The sequence below is a fragment of the Enterobacter cloacae complex sp. SHL001 genome, from assembly GCF_049236825.1.
GTDB lineage: Bacteria > Pseudomonadota > Gammaproteobacteria > Enterobacterales > Enterobacteriaceae > Enterobacter > Enterobacter hormaechei_C.
In genome coordinates, this window is record NZ_JBMKIP010000006.1 from 1 (window position 1) to 17995 (window position 17995).

16 protein-coding genes and 4 tRNA genes are annotated in these 17995 nt (G+C 56.9%); 5 read left to right on the plus strand and 15 right to left on the minus strand.

The features are described 5' to 3' along the window. Positions 1–108: 108 nt before the first annotated feature. The 8 genes from corA to lptM all read right to left on the minus strand — a co-directional run bounded on the left by corA (position 109) and on the right by lptM (position 7040). A complete protein-coding gene (gene corA, locus ACOTYH_RS16430) occupies positions 109–1059 on the minus strand; it encodes a magnesium/cobalt transporter CorA (protein ID WP_003860807.1) in 951 nt (316 codons plus the stop codon). Between the two features lie 150 nt (positions 1060–1209). Continuing rightward, a complete protein-coding gene (ysgD, locus tag ACOTYH_RS16435) occupies positions 1210–1266 on the minus strand; it encodes a YsgD/CorL family protein (protein WP_212743980.1) in 57 nt (18 codons plus the stop codon). 149 nt (positions 1267–1415) lie between these two features. Next, positions 1416–3578, minus strand: a complete 2163-nt coding sequence (gene uvrD / locus ACOTYH_RS16440; RefSeq protein WP_017383586.1) for a DNA helicase II — start codon at positions 3576–3578, stop codon at positions 1416–1418. A gap of 79 nt (positions 3579–3657) precedes the next feature. Then, positions 3658–4374: a 5-amino-6-(5-phospho-D-ribitylamino)uracil phosphatase YigB gene (yigB, locus tag ACOTYH_RS16445; protein WP_015570005.1), complete on the minus strand. Its 717-nt coding sequence runs from the start codon at positions 4372–4374 to the stop codon at positions 3658–3660. Then, on the minus strand, positions 4374–5276 hold the full coding sequence (xerC, locus tag ACOTYH_RS16450; RefSeq protein ID WP_017383588.1) for a tyrosine recombinase XerC: 903 nt from the start codon (positions 5274–5276) through the stop codon (positions 4374–4376). Before xerC ends, yigB begins: the two co-directional genes overlap by 1 nt. Further along, positions 5273–5980 (minus strand): DUF484 domain-containing protein, encoded by a 708-nt coding sequence (locus ACOTYH_RS16455; RefSeq protein ID WP_023295731.1) that lies wholly within the window; start codon positions 5978–5980, stop codon positions 5273–5275. Before ACOTYH_RS16455 ends, xerC begins: the two co-directional genes overlap by 4 nt. Further along, positions 5977–6801 (minus strand): diaminopimelate epimerase, encoded by an 825-nt coding sequence (gene dapF, locus ACOTYH_RS16460; RefSeq protein WP_022646661.1) that lies wholly within the window; start codon positions 6799–6801, stop codon positions 5977–5979. The genes ACOTYH_RS16455 and dapF overlap by 4 nt, the downstream gene beginning before the upstream one ends. 35 nt (positions 6802–6836) lie before the next feature. Beyond that, positions 6837–7040 carry an LPS translocon maturation chaperone LptM gene (lptM, locus tag ACOTYH_RS16465; protein ID WP_003860815.1) on the minus strand — a complete coding sequence of 68 codons (204 nt, stop codon included), beginning with the start codon at positions 7038–7040 and terminating at the stop codon, positions 6837–6839. A gap of 135 nt (positions 7041–7175) precedes the next feature. Here lptM and cyaY point away from each other — a divergent pair, with 135 nt between their 5' ends. Beyond that, positions 7176–7496, plus strand: a complete 321-nt coding sequence (gene cyaY / locus ACOTYH_RS16470) for an iron donor protein CyaY (protein WP_003860816.1) — start codon at positions 7176–7178, stop codon at positions 7494–7496. Positions 7497–7587: 91 nt separating this feature from the next. Here cyaY and cyaA read toward each other — a convergent pair whose 3' ends face one another. Then, complete coding sequence (gene cyaA / locus ACOTYH_RS16475) at positions 7588–10131, minus strand: class I adenylate cyclase (RefSeq protein ID WP_017383591.1); 2544 nt, start codon at positions 10129–10131, stop codon at positions 7588–7590. Between the two features lie 350 nt (positions 10132–10481). On the opposite strand from cyaA, the gene hemC reads away from it, so the two are divergent. The 4 genes from hemC to hemY are packed head-to-tail and all read left to right on the plus strand — an operon-like array spanning position 10482 to position 14576. Further along, positions 10482–11423 carry a hydroxymethylbilane synthase gene (gene hemC / locus ACOTYH_RS16480; RefSeq protein WP_017383592.1) on the plus strand — a complete coding sequence of 314 codons (942 nt, stop codon included), beginning with the start codon at positions 10482–10484 and terminating at the stop codon, positions 11421–11423. Next, positions 11420–12160 carry a uroporphyrinogen-III synthase gene (gene hemD / locus ACOTYH_RS16485; protein WP_033486955.1) on the plus strand — a complete coding sequence of 247 codons (741 nt, stop codon included), beginning with the start codon at positions 11420–11422 and terminating at the stop codon, positions 12158–12160. The genes hemC and hemD overlap by 4 nt, the downstream gene beginning before the upstream one ends. Before the next feature lie 20 nt (positions 12161–12180). Then, a complete protein-coding gene (hemX, locus tag ACOTYH_RS16490; protein ID WP_045341200.1) occupies positions 12181–13374 on the plus strand; it encodes a uroporphyrinogen-III C-methyltransferase in 1194 nt (397 codons plus the stop codon). Between the two features lie 2 nt (positions 13375–13376). Continuing rightward, positions 13377–14576, plus strand: coding sequence for a protoheme IX biogenesis protein HemY (gene hemY / locus ACOTYH_RS16495; protein WP_026080629.1), 1200 nt, complete (start codon positions 13377–13379; stop codon positions 14574–14576). A 537-nt stretch (positions 14577–15113) separates the two neighbouring features. On the opposite strand, the gene ACOTYH_RS16500 is transcribed toward hemY, so the two are convergent. The 6 genes from ACOTYH_RS16500 to wecG all read right to left on the minus strand — a co-directional run bounded on the left by ACOTYH_RS16500 (position 15114) and on the right by wecG (position 17988). After that, positions 15114–15190: transfer RNA gene (locus ACOTYH_RS16500), tRNA-Pro, on the minus strand. 44 nt (positions 15191–15234) lie between these two features. Next, positions 15235–15321 (minus strand) — tRNA-Leu (locus tag ACOTYH_RS16505). A 21-nt stretch (positions 15322–15342) separates the two neighbouring features. Continuing rightward, a tRNA-His gene (locus ACOTYH_RS16510) sits at positions 15343–15418 on the minus strand. Between the two features lie 67 nt (positions 15419–15485). Continuing rightward, positions 15486–15562, minus strand: a tRNA-Arg gene (locus tag ACOTYH_RS16515). Positions 15563–15664: 102 nt separating this feature from the next. After that, a complete protein-coding gene (gene thrP / locus ACOTYH_RS16520; RefSeq protein ID WP_017693946.1) occupies positions 15665–17050 on the minus strand; it encodes a bifunctional threonine/serine APC transporter ThrP in 1386 nt (461 codons plus the stop codon). A gap of 197 nt (positions 17051–17247) precedes the next feature. Continuing rightward, entirely contained in the window at positions 17248–17988 is a 741-nt protein-coding gene (gene wecG, locus ACOTYH_RS16525; RefSeq protein ID WP_015570015.1) for a lipopolysaccharide N-acetylmannosaminouronosyltransferase, read from the minus strand. Positions 17989–17995: the final 7 nt, after the last annotated feature.

The following is a 17995-nucleotide window of genomic DNA, read 5'->3' on the forward strand; positions in this document are numbered from 1 at the left end:
AGGGAGAGGGGGCCGTCTGTGCAGGCATTATTTTGTGGGGAACCCTCTCCCACAGGGAGAGGGAATTCGATCGTAGGGCGGGTAAGCGCAGCGCCACCCGCCAGATTTTTACAGCCAGTTCTTCCGCTTGAAGTACAGATACGGCGCCAGCCCGGCGAGGATCATAAAGATAATCGCCCCCGGGTAGCCAAAGCTCCACTTCAGTTCCGGCATAAACTCAAAGTTCATCCCGTAGCTGGACGCCACCAGCGTCGGCGGCAGGAACACCACGGACACCACCGAGAAGATCTTGATGATGCGGTTCTGCTCGATGTTGATAAAGCCCATCGCCGCCTGCATCAGGAAGTTGACCTTCTGGAACAGGGATTCGTTGTGCGGCAGCAGGGATTCGATATCGCGTAAGATCTCACGCGCCTGCTCCAGCTGACCGCCCGGCAGACGCGCCTTGCGCACCAGGAAGTTCAGCGCGCGCTGGGTATCCATCAGACACAAACGCACCTTCCAGCCGATATCTTCCAGCTCAGCCAGCGTGGACAACGCTTCGTCGTACTCATCGCCCTGATGGCCTTCCATGATCACGCGGCTCAGCTTTTCCAGGTCGCTGTAGATGTTTTCGATTTCATCCGCCAGCTGTTCGATTTTGGTTTCGAACAGATCCAGCAGCAGCTCATAAGCGTTGCCGTCCATCATCGCCTGGCTGCGGGCACGCATACGGTAGAGACGAAACGCAGGCAGTTCGCGCTCGCGCAGGGTGAACAGGCGGCCATCGCGGATGGTAAACGCCACGGTGGAGTTCCCCGCGTGGTCTTCGGCATCTTCGAAAAAGAAGAAGGAGTGAATGTGCAGGCCGTCTTCGTCTTCAAAAAAACGTGCGGATGCTTCGATGTCTTCCAGTTCCGGGCGTGTCGCCAGGCTTTGCCCCAGTTCAGATTGTACGCGAAGGCGCTCATCGTCGTCCGGCTCGACCAGATCCACCCATACGGCATCAATGAGGGGCTGTGACTCTTCGGCTTCAAGCCGAGTCAGTCGGTTATTTTCGAGTTGAAATGCGCTCAACATGACCGGGACTCCCAATGCAAAAAATATCGGACAGTTCGGTGGGCACACAGAAACAAATTGGGTTTCAGACCATTAAACAGCCTGACTCAGCGCGACGGAAATGATGCAGTCGCTGACAACCACTAAGGCCATCAGCAAGAGGAGATAGCCTTAGGAGTTGTTCCTGGATGACAGGGAATTGAGCCAGTATCTACTGGGTGTGTCCAAGGCGAATGTCCTCTTAGCGTAATCGTGCGCGCATGTTACGCCAGCAATAACTGTGGCGTCAACACGCAACGGAACGCTGAAGGGCATTAATTGACCTTCAACGTATAAGGCTAGCAGATTATTACAAAATAGTGATATTTTTCTGAAAGTTACACACTTTCCAGCTTGGCATAGGCTGCCACCAGCCATTTGATCCCCTGCCCCTGGAACGCTACCTGCAAACGGCTGTGCTCGCCGCTGCCTTCCAGGTTGACGATGGTGCCTTCGCCAAACTTCGAGTGGCGCACGCGCTGGCCCAGCTTGTAACCGGTGTCGGTTTCAGAGATCGGCGAGCCCATACGCTGATGGCTGACCGGACGGCTGATGCTGGCGCGCAGGCGCACCTCTTCCACACACTCTTCCGGCAGTTCGCCGATAAAGCGCGACGGACGGTGATATACCTCTTTCCCGTACAGGCGGCGGGTTTCCGCGTAGGTCAGGGTCAGTTTCTGCATCGCACGGGTCACGCCCACGTAGGCCAGACGACGCTCCTCTTCCAGACGCCCGCCTTCATCCAGCGACATCTGGCTCGGGAACATCCCCTCTTCCATCCCGACGATGAACACCTGCGGGAACTCCAGACCTTTTGCGGAGTGCAGGGTCATCAGCTGAACCGCATCCTGCCAGGTATCGGCCTGCCCTTCACCCGCCTCCAGCGCGGCGTGAGAGAGGAATGCCTGCAACGGCATCAGGTCTTCGTCTTCTTCGTTGTAGCTGAACTGGCGCGTTGCCGTCACCAGTTCCTCTAAGTTCTCAATACGGGTCTGGCCCTTCTCGCCTTTTTCCTGCTCGTACATGGTGCGCAAGCCGGAATCTTTGATCACCCGGTCGGTCTGGACGTGCAGCGGCATGTCGGCCGTTTCCTGCGCCAGCGCGTCGATTAACTCCAGGAAGCGCTGCAATGCGCTGGCGGCGCGCCCGGCAAGGGCTTTTTCCTGTAACAGCTCGCGGCACGCCTGCCACAACGTGAGCTGACGATCGCGCGAGGCCTGACGCACCACGTCCAGCGTACGATCGCCGATGCCGCGCGTCGGCGTGTTCACCACGCGCTCAAACGCCGCATCGTCGTTACGGTTGGCAATCAGACGCAAATACGAGAGCGCATCTTTGATCTCCTGACGTTCGAAGAAGCGCATACCGCCATAAATGCGGTACGGCATGCTCACCTGCAACAGCGCCTCTTCCAGCACGCGCGACTGGGCGTTGCTGCGATAGAGAATGGCACACTGCTCCAGCGCGCCGCCGTTCTCCTGCCAGGTTTTAATGCGGTTCACCACGAAGCGGGCTTCGTCGAGCTCGTTGAAGGCGCAGTAAATCGAAATCGGTTCGCCGTCGACGCCATCGGTCCACAGCTTTTTACCCAGGCGCCCGTTGTTGTTCTCAATCAGGGCGTTGGCCGCGCTCAGAATGTTGCTGGTAGAACGGTAGTTCTGCTCCAGACGGATGGTTTGCGCGCCGGGGAAATCGTTGAGGAAGCGCTGGATGTTCTCCACCTGCGCGCCGCGCCAGCCGTAGATAGACTGGTCGTCATCGCCTACGATCATCACCTTGCCAGTATCCCCGGCCAGCAGGCGGATCCAGGCGTACTGGATGTTGTTGGTATCCTGGAATTCGTCCACCAGGATGTTGGTAAAGCGTTCACGGTAGTGTTGCAGGATATGCGGTTTGTTCAGCCACAGCTCGTGGGCGCGCAGCAGCAGCTCGGCGAAATCCACCAGACCGGCGCGATCGCACGCTTCCTGATAGGCCTTGTAGACGTTCTGCCAGGTCTGCTCGACCGGGTTACCGAAGCTCTGAATATGATGCGGACGCAGCCCTTCGTCTTTCTGACCGTTGATGTACCACATCGCCTGACGCGGCGGCCACTGCTTCTCGTCGAGGTTCATCGCCTTGATCAGGCGTTTCAGCAAGCGTAGCTGATCTTCGCTGTCGAGGATCTGGAAATCCTGCGGCAGGTTAGCGTCCATATGGTGCGCGCGCAGCAGACGGTGCGCCAGGCCGTGGAAGGTGCCAACCCACATGCCGCCCTGGCTGGTGCCCATCAGCTGCGCGATACGGTGGCGCATCTCCGCCGCCGCCTTGTTGGTGAACGTCACGGCCATAATCGAGTACGGCGAGCAGTTCTCCACGCTCTGTAGCCAGGCGATACGGTGAACCAGCACGCGCGTCTTACCACTGCCCGCTCCAGCCAGTACCAGCAGGTTTGTACGCGAGGCGGCAACCGCGTCACGCTGTTTATCATTAAGGCTGTCGAGCAGGTAAGAAACGTCCATTGGCACCGTCACGTCATGTCGGGCAGGCAAATGTTTCCATTCGCCAAAACCCTGTTAATTTATACAGAACAATTGATGATTATATCAGCGTCGTGAGGGATGCCAACCGTGAAATTTCCACGTGCGGCAGAAGACGGCTATCCGGGGTAGTCATCAGATCGGCATTTTCCGGCTTGATCCAGCAGGCCTGCATGCCGCAGCGGATCGCCCCGGCGACGTCCGTGGTCAGGTCGTCGCCCACGTGCAGGATCTCACCGAGCGGCAAATCCAGTTTTTCCGCTGCCAGATGATACATATCGTTGAACGGCTTCGAGCGTCCGTGCGGGCCCGCGCGCAGCACGAACTGAAAATAGTTCCCCAGACCAAACAGTTCAGGCTGAGCATTGCCGTTGGTGATGGCCACCAGCGGCCACTTTTCGGCGAGCTTCGCCAGCGTGTCGTGGGTCTCCTGCGGCACGTCGATCCGACTGCGCCATTTGGCGAAGTTTTCCATGGCCGCTTCGGCCCCCGTGGCCGCATCCTGCGCGCTCAGGCCGGCGTTGAGCATCGCCTGCTCAACCGCACGGCGGCGCCATTCGGTCACGTCGTGGTAAATCTCCGGTTCGGTTTCCCGCAGGGACTGACGCAGCTTCTGGAAGTCTTTGTTCTGCATCGCTTTCAGCGCAGGATGGTAGTTCTGCACAAACGCCAGCGACTCCTGCTCGGTACGCAGGATCACCGGACGATTGTCGTAAAGGGTGTCATCAAGATCAAACGTCAGGGCTGAGATCTGACCGAGTGGGCGGTAAAAACGCATTATTTCCCCCGTTTGGCGCGTGGATGCGCCGCGTCATACACCGAGGCAAGGTGTTGGAAGTCTAAGTGGGTATAGATTTGGGTGGTCGACAGATTCGCGTGACCAAGCAGCTCCTGTACGCCGCGCAGGTCGCCGCTTGATTCCAGCATGTGCGTCGCAAAGGAGTGGCGCAGCTTGTGGGGGTGAACGTGGCTGTTCAGCCCCTGCTTAATGCCCCACTCCGCAAAGCGCTTCTGCACGTTACGCGCCGAGATCCGCTTGCCGAGTTTCGACAGGAACAGCGCATCTTCGTCGGCGCCAAACAGCCCGCGAAGGTCCAGCCAGTGCTCAATCCAGGAGACCGCATTGCGGCCGATCGGCAGGCGGCGCTCTTTGCTGCCCTTGCCCATTACCCACACCTCGCCGGATTCCAGATCGAGGTGCTTTAAGTCGAGGTTCACCAGCTCAGAGAGACGCAGGCCCGCGCCGTACATCACCTCCAGCATCGCGCGGTCGCGCACGGCCAGCGGATCGTTAAGATCGATATCCAGCAGGCGGTTTACGTCGTCGACGTCGATATTTTTCGGCAGATGACGCGGGGCTTTCGGCGTGGCGATCCCTTTTGCCGGGTTGGCTTTCAGACCGCCCTGACTGACCAGCCAGTCGAAGAAACTGCGCAGGGCAGAGAGCCGGAGCGCCAGGCTCGCCGGGCTGAGATTTTTTTTACGGCTACGCACGACGAACCCGCGTACCGTGGCGGCGTCACATTGTTGCCAGCTTTTCAGGCCGATTTCATCGGCAAGCTGCATGATGGCATCAAGCTGACGCTGATAGTTGAGCAGCGTAATAGGGCTGAGCTGGCGTTCTACGCCCAGATAGCGCAGAAAGCGGTTGACGTCAGTGGCGAGCAATCCGTCCGTCATACGCGCTCAATCCAGCGCTCCAGCAGCTCAGGCAGCATCAGGGCGATCTCCTGCAACAGTTGCGTGCCCTGCCCCTGTTCATAATGATGCGCGTCGCGGCTGGTAAATAACATCACGCCCAGGTCACCATCGCGCCCCATCAGCGACATCGCCACCGAGCCGATAGCTTTGGCTTCCGGCAGCACCACCAGCAGTTCTGGCCCGTTAAGCGGCCCCAGATAGTGGTGCTCATGGCCCAGACGCTGAATACGCAGCGGCTCAAACGCCTGACGGCTCAGCGCCAGATGGGTAAACCCGGACGGCGCGCCAATGCGCCAGCGGTCAGGGAAGAGACGGATCGTCGCGCCTGCCAGCCCCAGCTCGCGCGCCCAGCGGTGGAAGCGGTTGAGGAACTCTTCTAGACTGTGCGCGGAAGCCAGACGCGCCTGAAGGTGCAGTAGACGGTAGAACAGGCTTTCGTTATTGCTGGCCTGCTCCATCAGCAGCGTCATGTTCTCTTCGAGCTGATTGATGTGGTTGCGCGAGCGCGCCATGTGCCATTCAACCAGCGACACGGTCTCGCGAACCGGATGCGGCACGCGCATCCGTTCGACGACGCGTGCATTGCGGATAAAAAACTCAGGATTGTGCAGCAGGTAATCCACAACAGCGCTGTCGTCCAGCTCCGTTACAGGTTCCCGCAGTTCTTCCCCTGGTTGCTTCATAGATGGATAAACCCGTCATAAACATGTGTCGCCGGGCCAGTCATGTACAGTGGATGACCCGCTCCTTTCCAGGCGATATCAAGACGTCCGCCCGGTAATTCCACGCGAACCTCTTCTGCCAGTAACCCCTGTGAGATACCGACGGCCACCGCCGCACAGGCACCGCTTCCGCAGGCCTGGGTTTCGCCCGCGCCGCGCTCGTAAACCCGCAGGCGAATGTGTTCACGCTTCACCACCTGCATGAAACCGATGTTCGCCCGCTCCGGGAAGCGCTCGTGGCTTTCCAGCACCGGGCCGAGCGTTTCAACCGCCGCGGTTTGCACATCATCCACCTGAATCACGCAGTGCGGGTTACCCATTGAGACGACGCCGCACAATACTGTCTGCTCGGCGGCACGCATAATATAGGTCTTTTCCGCTTTGTTGGCGCGAAACGGCACGGCAGAGGGTTCGAAGTTCGGCTCGCCCATGTTCACGCGCACCAGTTCGTCGTCGGTGACGCTGAGCACCATCCGGCCGTTGGCGGTGCTGACGCGGATATCGCGCTTGTTGGTCAGCCCTTTCAGCCGAACAAAGCGGGCAAAACAGCGCGCGCCGTTGCCGCACTGGGAAACTTCGCTGCCGTCGGCGTTAAAAATGCGGTAGTGAAAATCCAGGTCAGGATCGTAAGGCGGCTCCACCACCAGCAGCTGGTCAAACCCCACGCCCACGTGTCGATCCGCCAGGCGACGGATCAATTCCGGGGAGAAAAAGACATTCTGCGTTACCGCGTCGACGACCATAAAGTCGTTGCCAAGGCCATGCATTTTAGAGAACTGCATCATTTGCTCCATTGCGCGGGTACAGAACGTAATTGTCAGAGATTGACCTGAGTCGGGCCGCCGTTATTGCCGCGATCGTTGGTATCCGGCGTAGATGACTCGATACCACTTTGCACCGGTTTTGTCGGCGGTGGTGCGTTTTTATCCTCTGGCGGGAAGTACAGTGGTCCCTTCAGTCCACAGCCGGTCAGGCTAAACAGAGTGACAAGAACGACAAGCGTTCGGAAGACGTTTTTCATGTAGAGGTTGCCCGTAAGTTCAAATCTGTTTCTATCATCGCAGGAGAAGACACAAAAGCAAGAGTTTGCCGCTTTCCTGCAACGGGAATTATTTAGCGTTATACTGCCGCCATCACGAAAAACAGGAATAAAACCATGAACGACAGTGAATTTCATCGCCTTGCCGATACCCTGTGGATGACCATCGAAGAGCGTATCGACGACTGGGACGGCGACAGCGATATCGATTGTGAAATCAACGGCGGGATCCTGACCTTAAGCTTCGAAAACGGCAGCAAGATTATTATTAACCGTCAGGAGCCGCTTCACCAGGTGTGGCTGGCGGCGAAACAGGGCGGCTATCACTTTGATCTGAAAGGTGACGAGTGGGTCTGCGATCGCAGCGGCGAAACGTTCTGGGATCTGCTGGAGCAGGCGGCGACGGCGCAGGCGGGCGAGGACGTGAGTTTCAGGTAGTTGCGTTGCCCGGTGGCGGCTACGCCTTACCGGGCCTACAACGGCTCGAACCGTAGACCGGGTAAGCGATAGCGCCACCCGGCGAAAAGCCTCAGGAAAAATACTGCTGCAACAGCGGTGCAGTTTCCTGGTTAGCGGGCGCCGCAGGGGTAATCGCCTGCGTACGGAACGGGATCACCTGCGCTCGCCCATCCACATTCACAATCTGGTAGAACTGCGGCAGGTTGAAGTTGATAAAGCTTGAGCCGTAGGTAAAGCGATCGTGCGAGGACGAATAGAAGCGGCTGACGTCGCGCACCAGCTCCTCTTTGCTGCCTTCACAGTGGTGATACACCTCGGCACGGTTGGTTTCATCCAGAATGTAGATGTTAAACCCGGCGTTATCGCCCGACTCTTCGAAGAAGAACTGAATAATCCCTTCACTCGCAAAGCCATCCACCACCTGCGGCAGCTTAACGTGGTTGGTTTCCACCTGAACCGACAGGCCATGCAGTTTGTTGTGTGAAATCGCGCCGTAGAATTCAATGGCGTTCTCCAGCTTCTGCACCGACACGTTCAGGCGCTCAAAGAACAGCCCCCAGGTCTGGCCGGAGACGCGCAGCGCTTTAAAGCGCCCGGTTTCCTGTCGGGTGCTGGAGAGACGCAGTTCGATGCACTCAGACACCAGTTGCTGAACGCGGGTACGAATCAGGCCGCGCAGGTGCTGGCTGTAGCAGAACACCTCCACGCTGTCCGGCGGCGCGGCGTCCTGGTGCATCTTGCCGAGGATCGTTTTCAGCGCCTCGATCATCGCCTGCTCGCCGTTAAAGTGCAGGGTACGCACTTCGTTCCACGAGTTGCGGTACAGCAGATCCACGCTGCCCACCAGGCAGTTTTGCTGCTCGCCAAAGCTAAAGACGTCCAGCTTGCGGAAGTCAAAGTGAACGACCTGATTTCGGAAGGCCGCCGTCGGGTCGTATTCCAGGTTGACGATGATCGCCAGATGGCGAATCTCACACGGGCTGTAGAGCGCTTTTGGCGTCGGCGCAGGCAGACGCAGCGGGAAGTGGTGCGAGACATCCGCCACCATCTCCTGCAACTTGGCTAAATCGACCACCTCGTTGCCTTTGATAAACAACCGGGTGCGTGAGGTGAGAAGGCCGTTAAACCAGGCCCAGGCCACCAGCTTGTTCAGGTAGCGGTTATACTCCAGCGGCTGATGGCTGATGATCGAATCCATGCTTGGCGCACGGTTGTACAGATACCACCCGGTGCGGTTCGCGCGGCCCGGCGGTACGTAGATAAAGGTCAGATTCGGTTCAGACAGGTCAGGCGAAATCTGTGGGTTAACCAGCGTTACCTTGCCCGGCAACGCTTCAAACGCGGCGTACAGTTTGCGGGTCAGCACCCCGATATCCTGTGGGCTGGCAGAAACACTAAGGTTGTTACGGCGGGCAAAGCGGATCAGGTTGCGGTAGCTCTGCATCATCGCATCAAGCAGTTCGTTGTGCGCCTCACGCACCTGATCGATCTTCCAGTTGGCGCGGTTGTCGAGCATGGCGAGACGCTCTTCGTCCCATCCCCACTCTTTGACTAACTGGCTGACGACTTCACGACGCCAGCCCACGCAGGCGCGTTCGCGGCTCAGTTTTTCACAGACTTTGAGATAGAAACATCGACGCACCAGGTCAAGACGCGTGGCGTCCTCAATGGCTGTCAGGTATTCGGTGACGCGCTCCAGCATCATGCAGTAGGCATCAAGCCCGTAGGAGACGATCTCCCCGTCGTGCAGACGCTGTTTAATATCTTTCGCCAGCAGGCGCGGCGTGGGGTATTCCCAGGAGTAGGCTTCCAGCAGCAGGGTTTTCAGCACCGCTTTGTACGGTGAATCAATGCTCTTATAAAGCTGCCAGAGGCTTGCGCCAAAGTACTCTTCGGCGGACAGGGAGCTCAGGCCGCCCAGATCCAGCCACTCGTTTGGCGTCAGAACGCCCTGCGAGTAAAGCGACATGACGTAGTCGTCATAATTCTCTTCTTCATCGCACGGCACCATATTCCACAGAATACGTTTCCCGGCCAGGCGAACGGCAGTACGGTAAAACTCATCCAGCAACAGGATGTGCTGAGTCGAGCCGCAGTCTTCACCACCCAGACTGCCGCTTTCGTTATGGCGGAAACGGTTTTCATCAATCAGGAAGAAGCTCACTTCCACGCCGAGCGACGCCGCCCAGCTCTCCAGCAGGCTGCATTTACGCTGCAACAGCTGGCGCTCTTCATTGTCGAGCCAGGACTGATGGCAGACCCAGATATCCAGGTCAGAAGAGCAACTTTGCCCAACCGATGACGTGCTGCCCATGGAGTAAACCCCGGTAATCGGCAGCTCGCCTTTCGGCGAATCCTGCGGCGGCATACCACGGTAGAGTTCAAGTTCAGTCAGGTAATGCTGTTGGGTTTCATCAGGCGTGAAGAGGCAAATGCCCTGGGGAACGTTACCATCAAGGTAACCCGGCATCAGCGGATGGTGATAGTGCAACAATGTTGGCAGTAGACTGTATACCTGCTGGAAAGCAGGGCCCATGGCAGCAAGCGCGCGATCCACACGCAATTGATTGATGGCATCCAGTCTCTGTTTCAGAGTCTCAATATAGAGGTACAAGACGTATCGCCTGATGTTTCCGGGTGTCGCACGCCAGTCAGAACACAAAAAGCAGCGGACCCGCAGTATTTCAAAAAATAACCGTTACCCTTTTTTCGCCTTTTGCTTTTCTGGTGGTACAGACGAAAAAATGGTCTAAAACGTGATCAATTTAACACCTTGCCGGTTGACCGTAAAGAAAGATGCGCTACATACAAGTGTAGCACCGTTCTTGACGTGTAAATTCCTGAATACGGCGATGGCTGACGAGTACGCCGCCCTGTCCCTCTCACTCTTCATCAACCGTAAAACTGCCATCCGAGTGTCAACAATGTTAGGATGGTTAGCGATTGATAATGACGGTAACAAGCATGTTAGACAATGTTTTGAGAATTGCCACACGCCAAAGTCCTCTTGCACTCTGGCAGGCACATTATGTTAAGCAGCGCCTTGAAGCCTGCCACACCGGATTACGCGTTGAGCTGGTGCCAATGGTCACGCGTGGCGATGTCATTCTGGATACGCCGCTGGCCAAAGTGGGCGGAAAAGGTCTGTTTGTCAAAGAGCTGGAGCTGGCATTGCTTGAGAACCGCGCCGATATCGCCGTGCATTCGATGAAGGATGTGCCCGTTGAGTTCCCGGAAGGGCTGGGGCTGGTGACCATCTGCGAGCGCGAGGATCCGCGCGATGCGTTTGTCTCTAATCGCTATGACTCGCTCGATGCGTTGCCGGCAGGCAGCGTGGTCGGCACGTCAAGTTTACGCCGCCAGTGTCAGCTGGCTGAACGTCGCCCGGATCTGGTGATCCGTTCGCTGCGCGGGAACGTCGGCACACGCCTTGGCAAGCTGGATAACGGCGACTACGATGCCATTATTCTTGCGGTTGCGGGCCTGAAACGCCTGGGGCTGGAAGAACGCATTCGCGTCGCGTTGCCGCCGGAGCTGTCGCTGCCCGCCGTCGGCCAGGGTGCCGTCGGCATTGAGTGTCGTCTGGTTGATGCGCGCACTCAGGCACTGCTCGCGCCGCTGAATCATGACGATACCGCCGTTCGCGTAAAAGCCGAGCGCGCGATGAATACTCGCCTCGAAGGAGGCTGTCAGGTGCCAATTGGCAGCTATGCTGAATTAACTGACGGTGAGCTGTGGTTGCGTGCGCTGGTTGGCGCGCCGGACGGCTCACAGATGGTTCGCGGTGAACGTCGCGGCAAGCCGCAAGATGCCGAGGCGCTTGGCGTATCGCTGGCGGAAGAGCTGCTGAATAACGGCGCGCGTGAAATTCTGGCTGAGGTCTATAACGGAGAGCCCCCTGCATGAGCATACTTGTCACCCGCCCTTCTCCCGCAGGAGAGCAGTTAGTGAGCCGTCTGCGCGCACTGGGGCAGGTGGCCTGGAGTTTTCCGCTGATTGAATTCTCCCCCGGTCGCGAGCTGCCTGCGCTCGCTGACCAGATGCGTCTCTTGCAGGAAGGCGATCTGCTCTTTGCGCTGTCGCAGCATGCCGTGGAGTTTGCCCATGCGCAGCTGCAACAGCATGCCGTTAGCTGGCCTCACGCCCCCCGCTATTTCGCCATCGGGCGCACCACGGCGCTGGCCTTACATACCGCGAGCGGAATCGATGTTCGTTACCCGTTAGATCGGGAAATCAGCGAAGTCTTGCTACAATTACCTGAATTACAAACCATTGCCGGAAAGCGCGCGCTCATTTTGCGCGGCAACGGTGGCCGCGAACTGCTGGGCGAAACGCTGCGCGAACGCGGCGCAGACGTGACGTTTGTGGAGTGCTATCAGCGCTGTGCGAAACACTATGATGGCGCGGAAGAAGCAATGCGCTGGCACGCCCGCGGTATTAATACGCTGGTGGTCACCAGCGGTGAAATGTTACAACAGCTTTGGTCGCTGATTCCGCTTTGGTATCGCGAAAACTGGTTACTCCGCTGTCGGCTTCTGGTCGTCAGTGAGCGTCTGGCGAACCACGCCCGGGAACTGGGCTGGCAGGATATTCGGATCGCTGAAAACGCCGACAACGATGCGCTGCTGCGCGCATTACAATAACTCTCAAATGGGAAGCCATAATGACGGAACACGAAAAATCCTCCGCCGTGGTTGAAGAGACCAGGGAGACTGTGGACACCACGTCACAGCCAGAGACGACAGACACAACCGTTGAGAAGAAAAACGGCAGCAACAAAACCAGCCTAACGCTGAGCGTGATTGCCATCGCGATTGCGCTGGCCGCAGGCGTGGGACTCTACGGACTGGTGAAGAAACAAGGCACCAACCAGACGGCCACCAGCGACGCGCTGGTTAACCAAATCACTGCCCTACAGAAAGCGCAGGAGACGCAAAAAGCTGAGCTGGAAGGCGTGATCAAACAGCAGGCTGCCGCCCTCGCCGACGCGAACAGCAAACGTGAAGAGTTGACCAAACAGCTGAGCGAAGTGCAGGAAAAAGTCGCCACAATTTCGGGAACCGATGCCAAAACCTGGCTACTTTCACAGGCCGATTTTCTGGTGAAACTGGCCGGGCGCAAGCTCTGGAGCGATCAGGATGTCACCACCGCCGCCGCGCTGCTGAAAAGCGCCGACGCAAGCCTGGCGGACATGAACGATCCGAGCCTCATCAACGCTCGCCGCGCTATTACGGAAGATATCGCCAGCCTGTCCGCGGTTTCTCAGGTCGATTACGATGGTATCATCCTTAAGGTAAATCAGCTCTCCAACCAGATTGATAACCTTCAGCTGGCCGATAACAACGACGATGACTCCCCGATGGATTCTGACGGCACCGAGCTGTCCAGCTCCCTGAGCGAATGGCGTATCAACCTGCAAAAGAGCTGGCAGAACTTTATGGACAGCTTTATTACCATTCGCCGCCGCGATGAAACTGCCGTGCCGCTGCTGGCGCCGAACCAGGACGTCTATCTGCGCGAAAACATTCGTTCCCGCCTGCTGGTGGCTGCCCAGGCCGTACCACGTCACCAGGAAGAGACCTACAAACAGGCGCTGGACAACGTTTCAACCTGGGTACGTGCTTACTACGATACCAATGACGCAACCACGACCGCGTTCCTTGAGGATATCGACAAGCTGAGCCAGCAAAACATCACCATGAACGTGCCGGACAAGCTGGAAAGCCAGCCGATTCTGGAGAAGCTCATGCAGACGCGCGTGCGTAACCTGCTGGCCCAGCCGGGCGTTCCGACAGAGCGTCCGGCTGAAGCACCTGCCGCCGCGCCAGCGCCTGAAAGCGCGCCGCAAGGAGAGTAATGATGCTAAAAGTCTTCTTACTCTTCATCCTGCTGATCGCCGGGATTGTACTGGGGCCGATGCTCGCGGGTCACCAGGGTTATGTATTGATCCAGACCGATAACTACAATATCGAAACCAGCGTAACAGGGCTGGTGATTATCCTGATCCTGGGTGTGGTCGTTCTGCTGGCAGTGGAGTGGCTCCTGCGTCGTATTTTCCGTACCGGCGTACATACGCGCGGCTGGTTCGTTGGCCGTAAGCGCCGTCGCGCCCGCAAGCAGACCGAGCAAGCGTTGCTGAAGCTGGCCGAAGGCGACTATCAGCAGGTTGAAAAGCTGATGTCGAAAAATGCCGACCATGCAGAACAGCCGGTTGTTAACTATCTGCTGGCCGCTGAGGCGGCGCAACAGCGAGGCGATGAGGCCCGCGCCAATCAGCATCTTGAACGCGCGTCTGAGCTCTCTACTAAAGATCCGATTCCGGTTGAGATCACCCGCGTTCGTCTGCAACTGGCGCGCAATGAAAACCATGCCGCCCGTCACGGCGTTGACCGTCTGCTGGAAATTACCCCTCGTCACCCGGAAGTGCTGCGTCTGGCTGAGCAGGCATATATTCGGACCGGTGCCTGGGGCTCGCTGCTGGACATTATCCCTTCCATGGCGAAAGCCGACGTGGGCGATGATGAACATCGTGATGAACTTCAGCGTCTGGCCTGGATTGGCCTGATGGATCAGGCGCGCGCCGATCTCGGCAGCGACGGCCTGAAAACCTGGTGGAAAAACCAGAGCCGTAAAACGCGCCAGCAGGTTCCTCTTCAGGTGGCGATGGCAGAACATCTGATTGAGTGTGACGACCATGACACCGCGCAGGAGATCCTCCTCGACGGTCTCAAGCGACAGTATGATGACCGCCTGGTGATGGTCATCCCGCGTCTGAAAACCAACAATCCGGAACAAATTGAAAAAGCACTGCGCCAGCAGATCAAAACCGTGGGCGATCGTCCGCTGCTGTGGAGTACGCTGGGCCAGTCTCTGATGAAACACGGCGAGTGGCAGGAGGCGAGTCTCGCCTTCCGCGCCGCGTTGAAGCAACGTCCGGACGCATTTGATTACGCCTGGCTTGCTGATTCGCTGGACAAGCAGCATAAGCCGGAAGAGGCCGCAGCTATGCGCCGTGATGGGCTGTTATTGACGTTGCAAAATAACGGAACGCAGCAGTAATTAACAGGAGGCCAGATGGCCTCCTTTTTTACGCCCATAAAAAAACGCCTGCTATAAAAGCAGGCGTTAAAACAGGTCTGTAAGACAACATATTTGGTGCTTCACTCAACGTTGTGTCCATGGTGTCTGATGAGGCCGAAGCGACATCTGTCAGTGGACGATAAGCACCGTAAACGGCTCTGCGTCATTCCTGAGTTTATGAGGCCTTAAGGCGAACATAAGAGATGGAATGAGCATCTACACGCATATTATTGCATGTAATGTGCCAGGTTTACACGCAGAACTTTTACATCGCGCAACATTTTAAGATAAAAGGAAATTATGCTGTTAAGAACCGCCTGAAGCCATACAACATCGCGCTGAAGGCGGCGATATGTCGTCACCAGGAGACAGGTTAAGAGGTAAAATAATAAATTCTTTAATATTAACGGGTTATATGTCGCTGAATCGCGACAAGGATATAGAGTGTTGTCGGGGAAAGGCTACAGGATAAAAAACGCAGAAAACAAAAAACCCCGCCGAAGCGGGGTTCAAAATTGGTCGGCGAGAGAGGATTCGAACCTCCGACCCACTGGTCCCAAACCAGTTGCGCTACCAAGCTGCGCTACTCGCCGATGTACTGCTTTTTTGAATTTTTAGTTCAACTCATTAAAAGTCGTGGTGCGAGGGGGGGGACTTGAACCCCCACGTCCGTAAGAACACTAACACCTGAAGCTAGCGCGTCTACCAATTCCGCCACCTTCGCAATTCACAACTCTTTCAATAATGGGGTGGCTAATGGGATTCGAACCCACGACAACTGGAATCACAATCCAGGGCTCTACCAACTGAGCTATAGCCACCACTGTATTCTTTCACGCGGTTCTGACTACTTCTCAGACCACCGCAGCTCTAGCGCCGGGACTAAAATGGCGCGCCCGACAGGATTCGAACCTGAGACCTCTGCCTCCGGAGGGCAGCGCTCTATCCAGCTGAGCTACGGGCGCTTAGCGCCGTTGCGGGGCTGGATATTACGTACCTCCGTCCCCGCTGTCTAGTGCTTTTTTGAAAAAAATGCGCGTTTGGTTATGGTTTGCACATTTTGCCGCTTATTCCTCCACTTTATGGGCGGAGCCACGGCGGCCCAGGCCAAAAAGTTTATATGCAGCTGTGACGGCAGCCAGGAAGATCATCCCAACAAACAGCGACATGCGGGTATCTTCATTAAAGTACATTCCAATTAATACGCAAATCAGGAACGCCATCGTCAAATAGTTCGCATACGGGAACAGAATGGAGCGGAACGGATGGCTGGCGATCGCTTTTTTGTGCGCCTGTCGGAAACGCAGCTGGCTAATCAAAATGACAAACCACGGTACCATTCCCGGCAGCACGCTGGCGCTATAGACGTAAACAAACACGCGCTGCGGATTCGGGATGATGTAGTTCAGGCAAGAGCCAATCAGCAGAATCACAATCGACACCGCTACGCCCGCCACCGGTACACCCACGCGGGAGACTTTACCCATCACCGCCGGCAGCTGTTTGTTTTGCGAGAGCGCGTAAAGCATACGCCCGCAGCTGTACATCCCGCTGTTACAGCCGGAGAGCGCCGCCGTCAGCACCACAAAGTTGATAATGGCGGCCGCCGCCGTGATGCCAATCTTAGCGAAGGTTAAGACAAACGGGCTGCCGGTGGTGCCGATCTCGTTCCATGGGAAAATGGTCACGATAACGAAGATCGCGCCCACATAGAAAATCAGGATACGCCACAGCACCTTGCCTACCGCGCTACGCAGCGTGACCTGCGGGTTTTTCGCCTCACCTGCGGTAATGCCGATCAGCTCAACGCCCTGATAAGAGGCGACAACGATACAGAGCGCGGTCAGGAAGCCTTTCCAGCCGCCGGCAAAGAAGCCGCCGTGTCCGGTCAGGTTACCGAAACCAATCGCGTGCCCGCCGTTACCGAAACCAAAGAAGATGACACCCAGACCCACAACAATCATCACGATAATGGTGGTGACTTTGATCATCGCAAACCAGAACTCGATTTCACCGTAAAGGCGAACGGCGGCAAGGTTCGCCAGCGCCACAAGCCCTACGGCGATGAGCGCGGGTATCCACTGGGCCATCTCCGGGAACCAGAACTGCACGTAGACCCCGATGGCGGTGATCTCCGAAATCCCGACGGCCATCCACATAAACCAGTACGACCAGGCCGTGAGATAGCCAAAGAACGGGCTCATATAACGGTGGGCGTAAACGGCGAAAGAGCCCGTTACCGGCTCCAGAAACAACATTTCGCCCATTGAGCGCATGATGAAGAAGACGAACAGCCCGGCAATAATATACGCCAGCAGGACGGAAGGCCCCGCCCATTTCAGCGTGCTTGCCGAGCCCATAAACAGGCCAACGCCGATAGTCCCGCCCAGCGCGATCAATTCAATATGTCGAGCTTCCAGCCCACGCTGAAGCTCCGGTTTTTTCTCTGCCATAAATCCTCGGTTGTGTTTGCTGTTTCCCGACTTATTGCCGGGTATTGTTTTGAGGGGTACTGAAATACGGAGCGAATGGTTTCTTAAATTCTGGCAAATGGCAAACAATGCATTAAAAAAATGAATGCATTGTACAGAAATCCAGCAGTTTTACAGGGGGGGTTGCAGCGCGAACAGCAGATCGCGCTGCATATTGATTACATTTTCCCGGTGTAGTGCCAGGCGAGGTAGCGCAGCAGACGAATCTGTCGTTTGATACGCGTCGGTTGAGAGAGCAGGCGGTAGAGCCACTCCAGCCCCAGGTTTTGCCAGACTTTGGGCGCCCGCTTAACGTGGCCGGTAAAGACGTCGTAGGTGCCGCCAACGCCCATATAGAGCGCATCCGGGCTGACCAGACGGCAATCGCGCATCAGAATTTCCTGCCGCGGCGACCCCATGGCGACAGTGACAATTTTCGCCCCGCTGTCGCGCACGCGCTCATATAACGCCTGGCGATCTTCCGGCCTGAAATAGCCATCCTGGCTGCCCACGATGTTAACATTCCACTGGCTACGCAGCTTTTGTTCGGTCTGCGCCAGCACCTCTGGTTTGCCGCCAATCAAAAATACCGGCGTGCCTTCAGCGCCTGCGCGTTCCATAAGTCGCTCCCAAAGGTCAGCACCCGCCACGCGAGACACATTAGCGTCAGGAAACTTTTTACGAATTGAACGCACCACGCTAATACCGTCCGCGTATTTAAACTCCGCGGCTTCAATCAGGCTTTTCACTTCCGCATTATCTTCAACCGCCAGCATTTTTTCTGCGTTGATGGCCACCAGCGTGCCCGATTTCATCTGCCCGTCCGCGAACAGGAAATCCAGCGCGTGTTGCATGTCACGCCAGCCAATAAGCTGTAGCCCACGCAGCGCATAACGCGGGGCTGAAGTTGTATCCGTCATGATAATC

What these genes read in the sequence shown, in the direction of transcription:
- cyaY (WP_003860816.1), top strand. Translation starts at nt 7,176, where the DNA reads ATGAACGACAGTGAATTTCATCGCCTTGCCGATACCCTGTGGATGACC.
- hemC (WP_017383592.1), top strand. Translation starts at nt 10,482, where the DNA reads ATGTTAGACAATGTTTTGAGAATTGCCACACGCCAAAGTCCTCTTGCA.
- dapF (WP_022646661.1), bottom strand. Translation starts at nt 6,801, where the DNA reads ATGCAGTTCTCTAAAATGCATGGCCTTGGCAACGACTTTATGGTCGTC.
- ACOTYH_RS16455 (WP_023295731.1), bottom strand. Translation starts at nt 5,980, where the DNA reads ATGAAGCAACCAGGGGAAGAACTGCGGGAACCTGTAACGGAGCTGGAC.
- uvrD (WP_017383586.1), bottom strand. Translation starts at nt 3,578, where the DNA reads ATGGACGTTTCTTACCTGCTCGACAGCCTTAATGATAAACAGCGTGAC.
- lptM (WP_003860815.1), bottom strand. Translation starts at nt 7,040, where the DNA reads ATGAAAAACGTCTTCCGAACGCTTGTCGTTCTTGTCACTCTGTTTAGC.
- hemX (WP_045341200.1), top strand. Translation starts at nt 12,181, where the DNA reads ATGACGGAACACGAAAAATCCTCCGCCGTGGTTGAAGAGACCAGGGAG.
- thrP (WP_017693946.1), bottom strand. Translation starts at nt 17,050, where the DNA reads ATGGCAGAGAAAAAACCGGAGCTTCAGCGTGGGCTGGAAGCTCGACAT.
- hemY (WP_026080629.1), top strand. Translation starts at nt 13,377, where the DNA reads ATGCTAAAAGTCTTCTTACTCTTCATCCTGCTGATCGCCGGGATTGTA.
- xerC (WP_017383588.1), bottom strand. Translation starts at nt 5,276, where the DNA reads ATGACGGACGGATTGCTCGCCACTGACGTCAACCGCTTTCTGCGCTAT.
- yigB (WP_015570005.1), bottom strand. Translation starts at nt 4,374, where the DNA reads ATGCGTTTTTACCGCCCACTCGGTCAGATCTCAGCCCTGACGTTTGAT.
- wecG (WP_015570015.1), bottom strand. Translation starts at nt 17,988, where the DNA reads ATGACGGATACAACTTCAGCCCCGCGTTATGCGCTGCGTGGGCTACAG.
- corA (WP_003860807.1), bottom strand. Translation starts at nt 1,059, where the DNA reads ATGTTGAGCGCATTTCAACTCGAAAATAACCGACTGACTCGGCTTGAA.
- hemD (WP_033486955.1), top strand. Translation starts at nt 11,420, where the DNA reads ATGAGCATACTTGTCACCCGCCCTTCTCCCGCAGGAGAGCAGTTAGTG.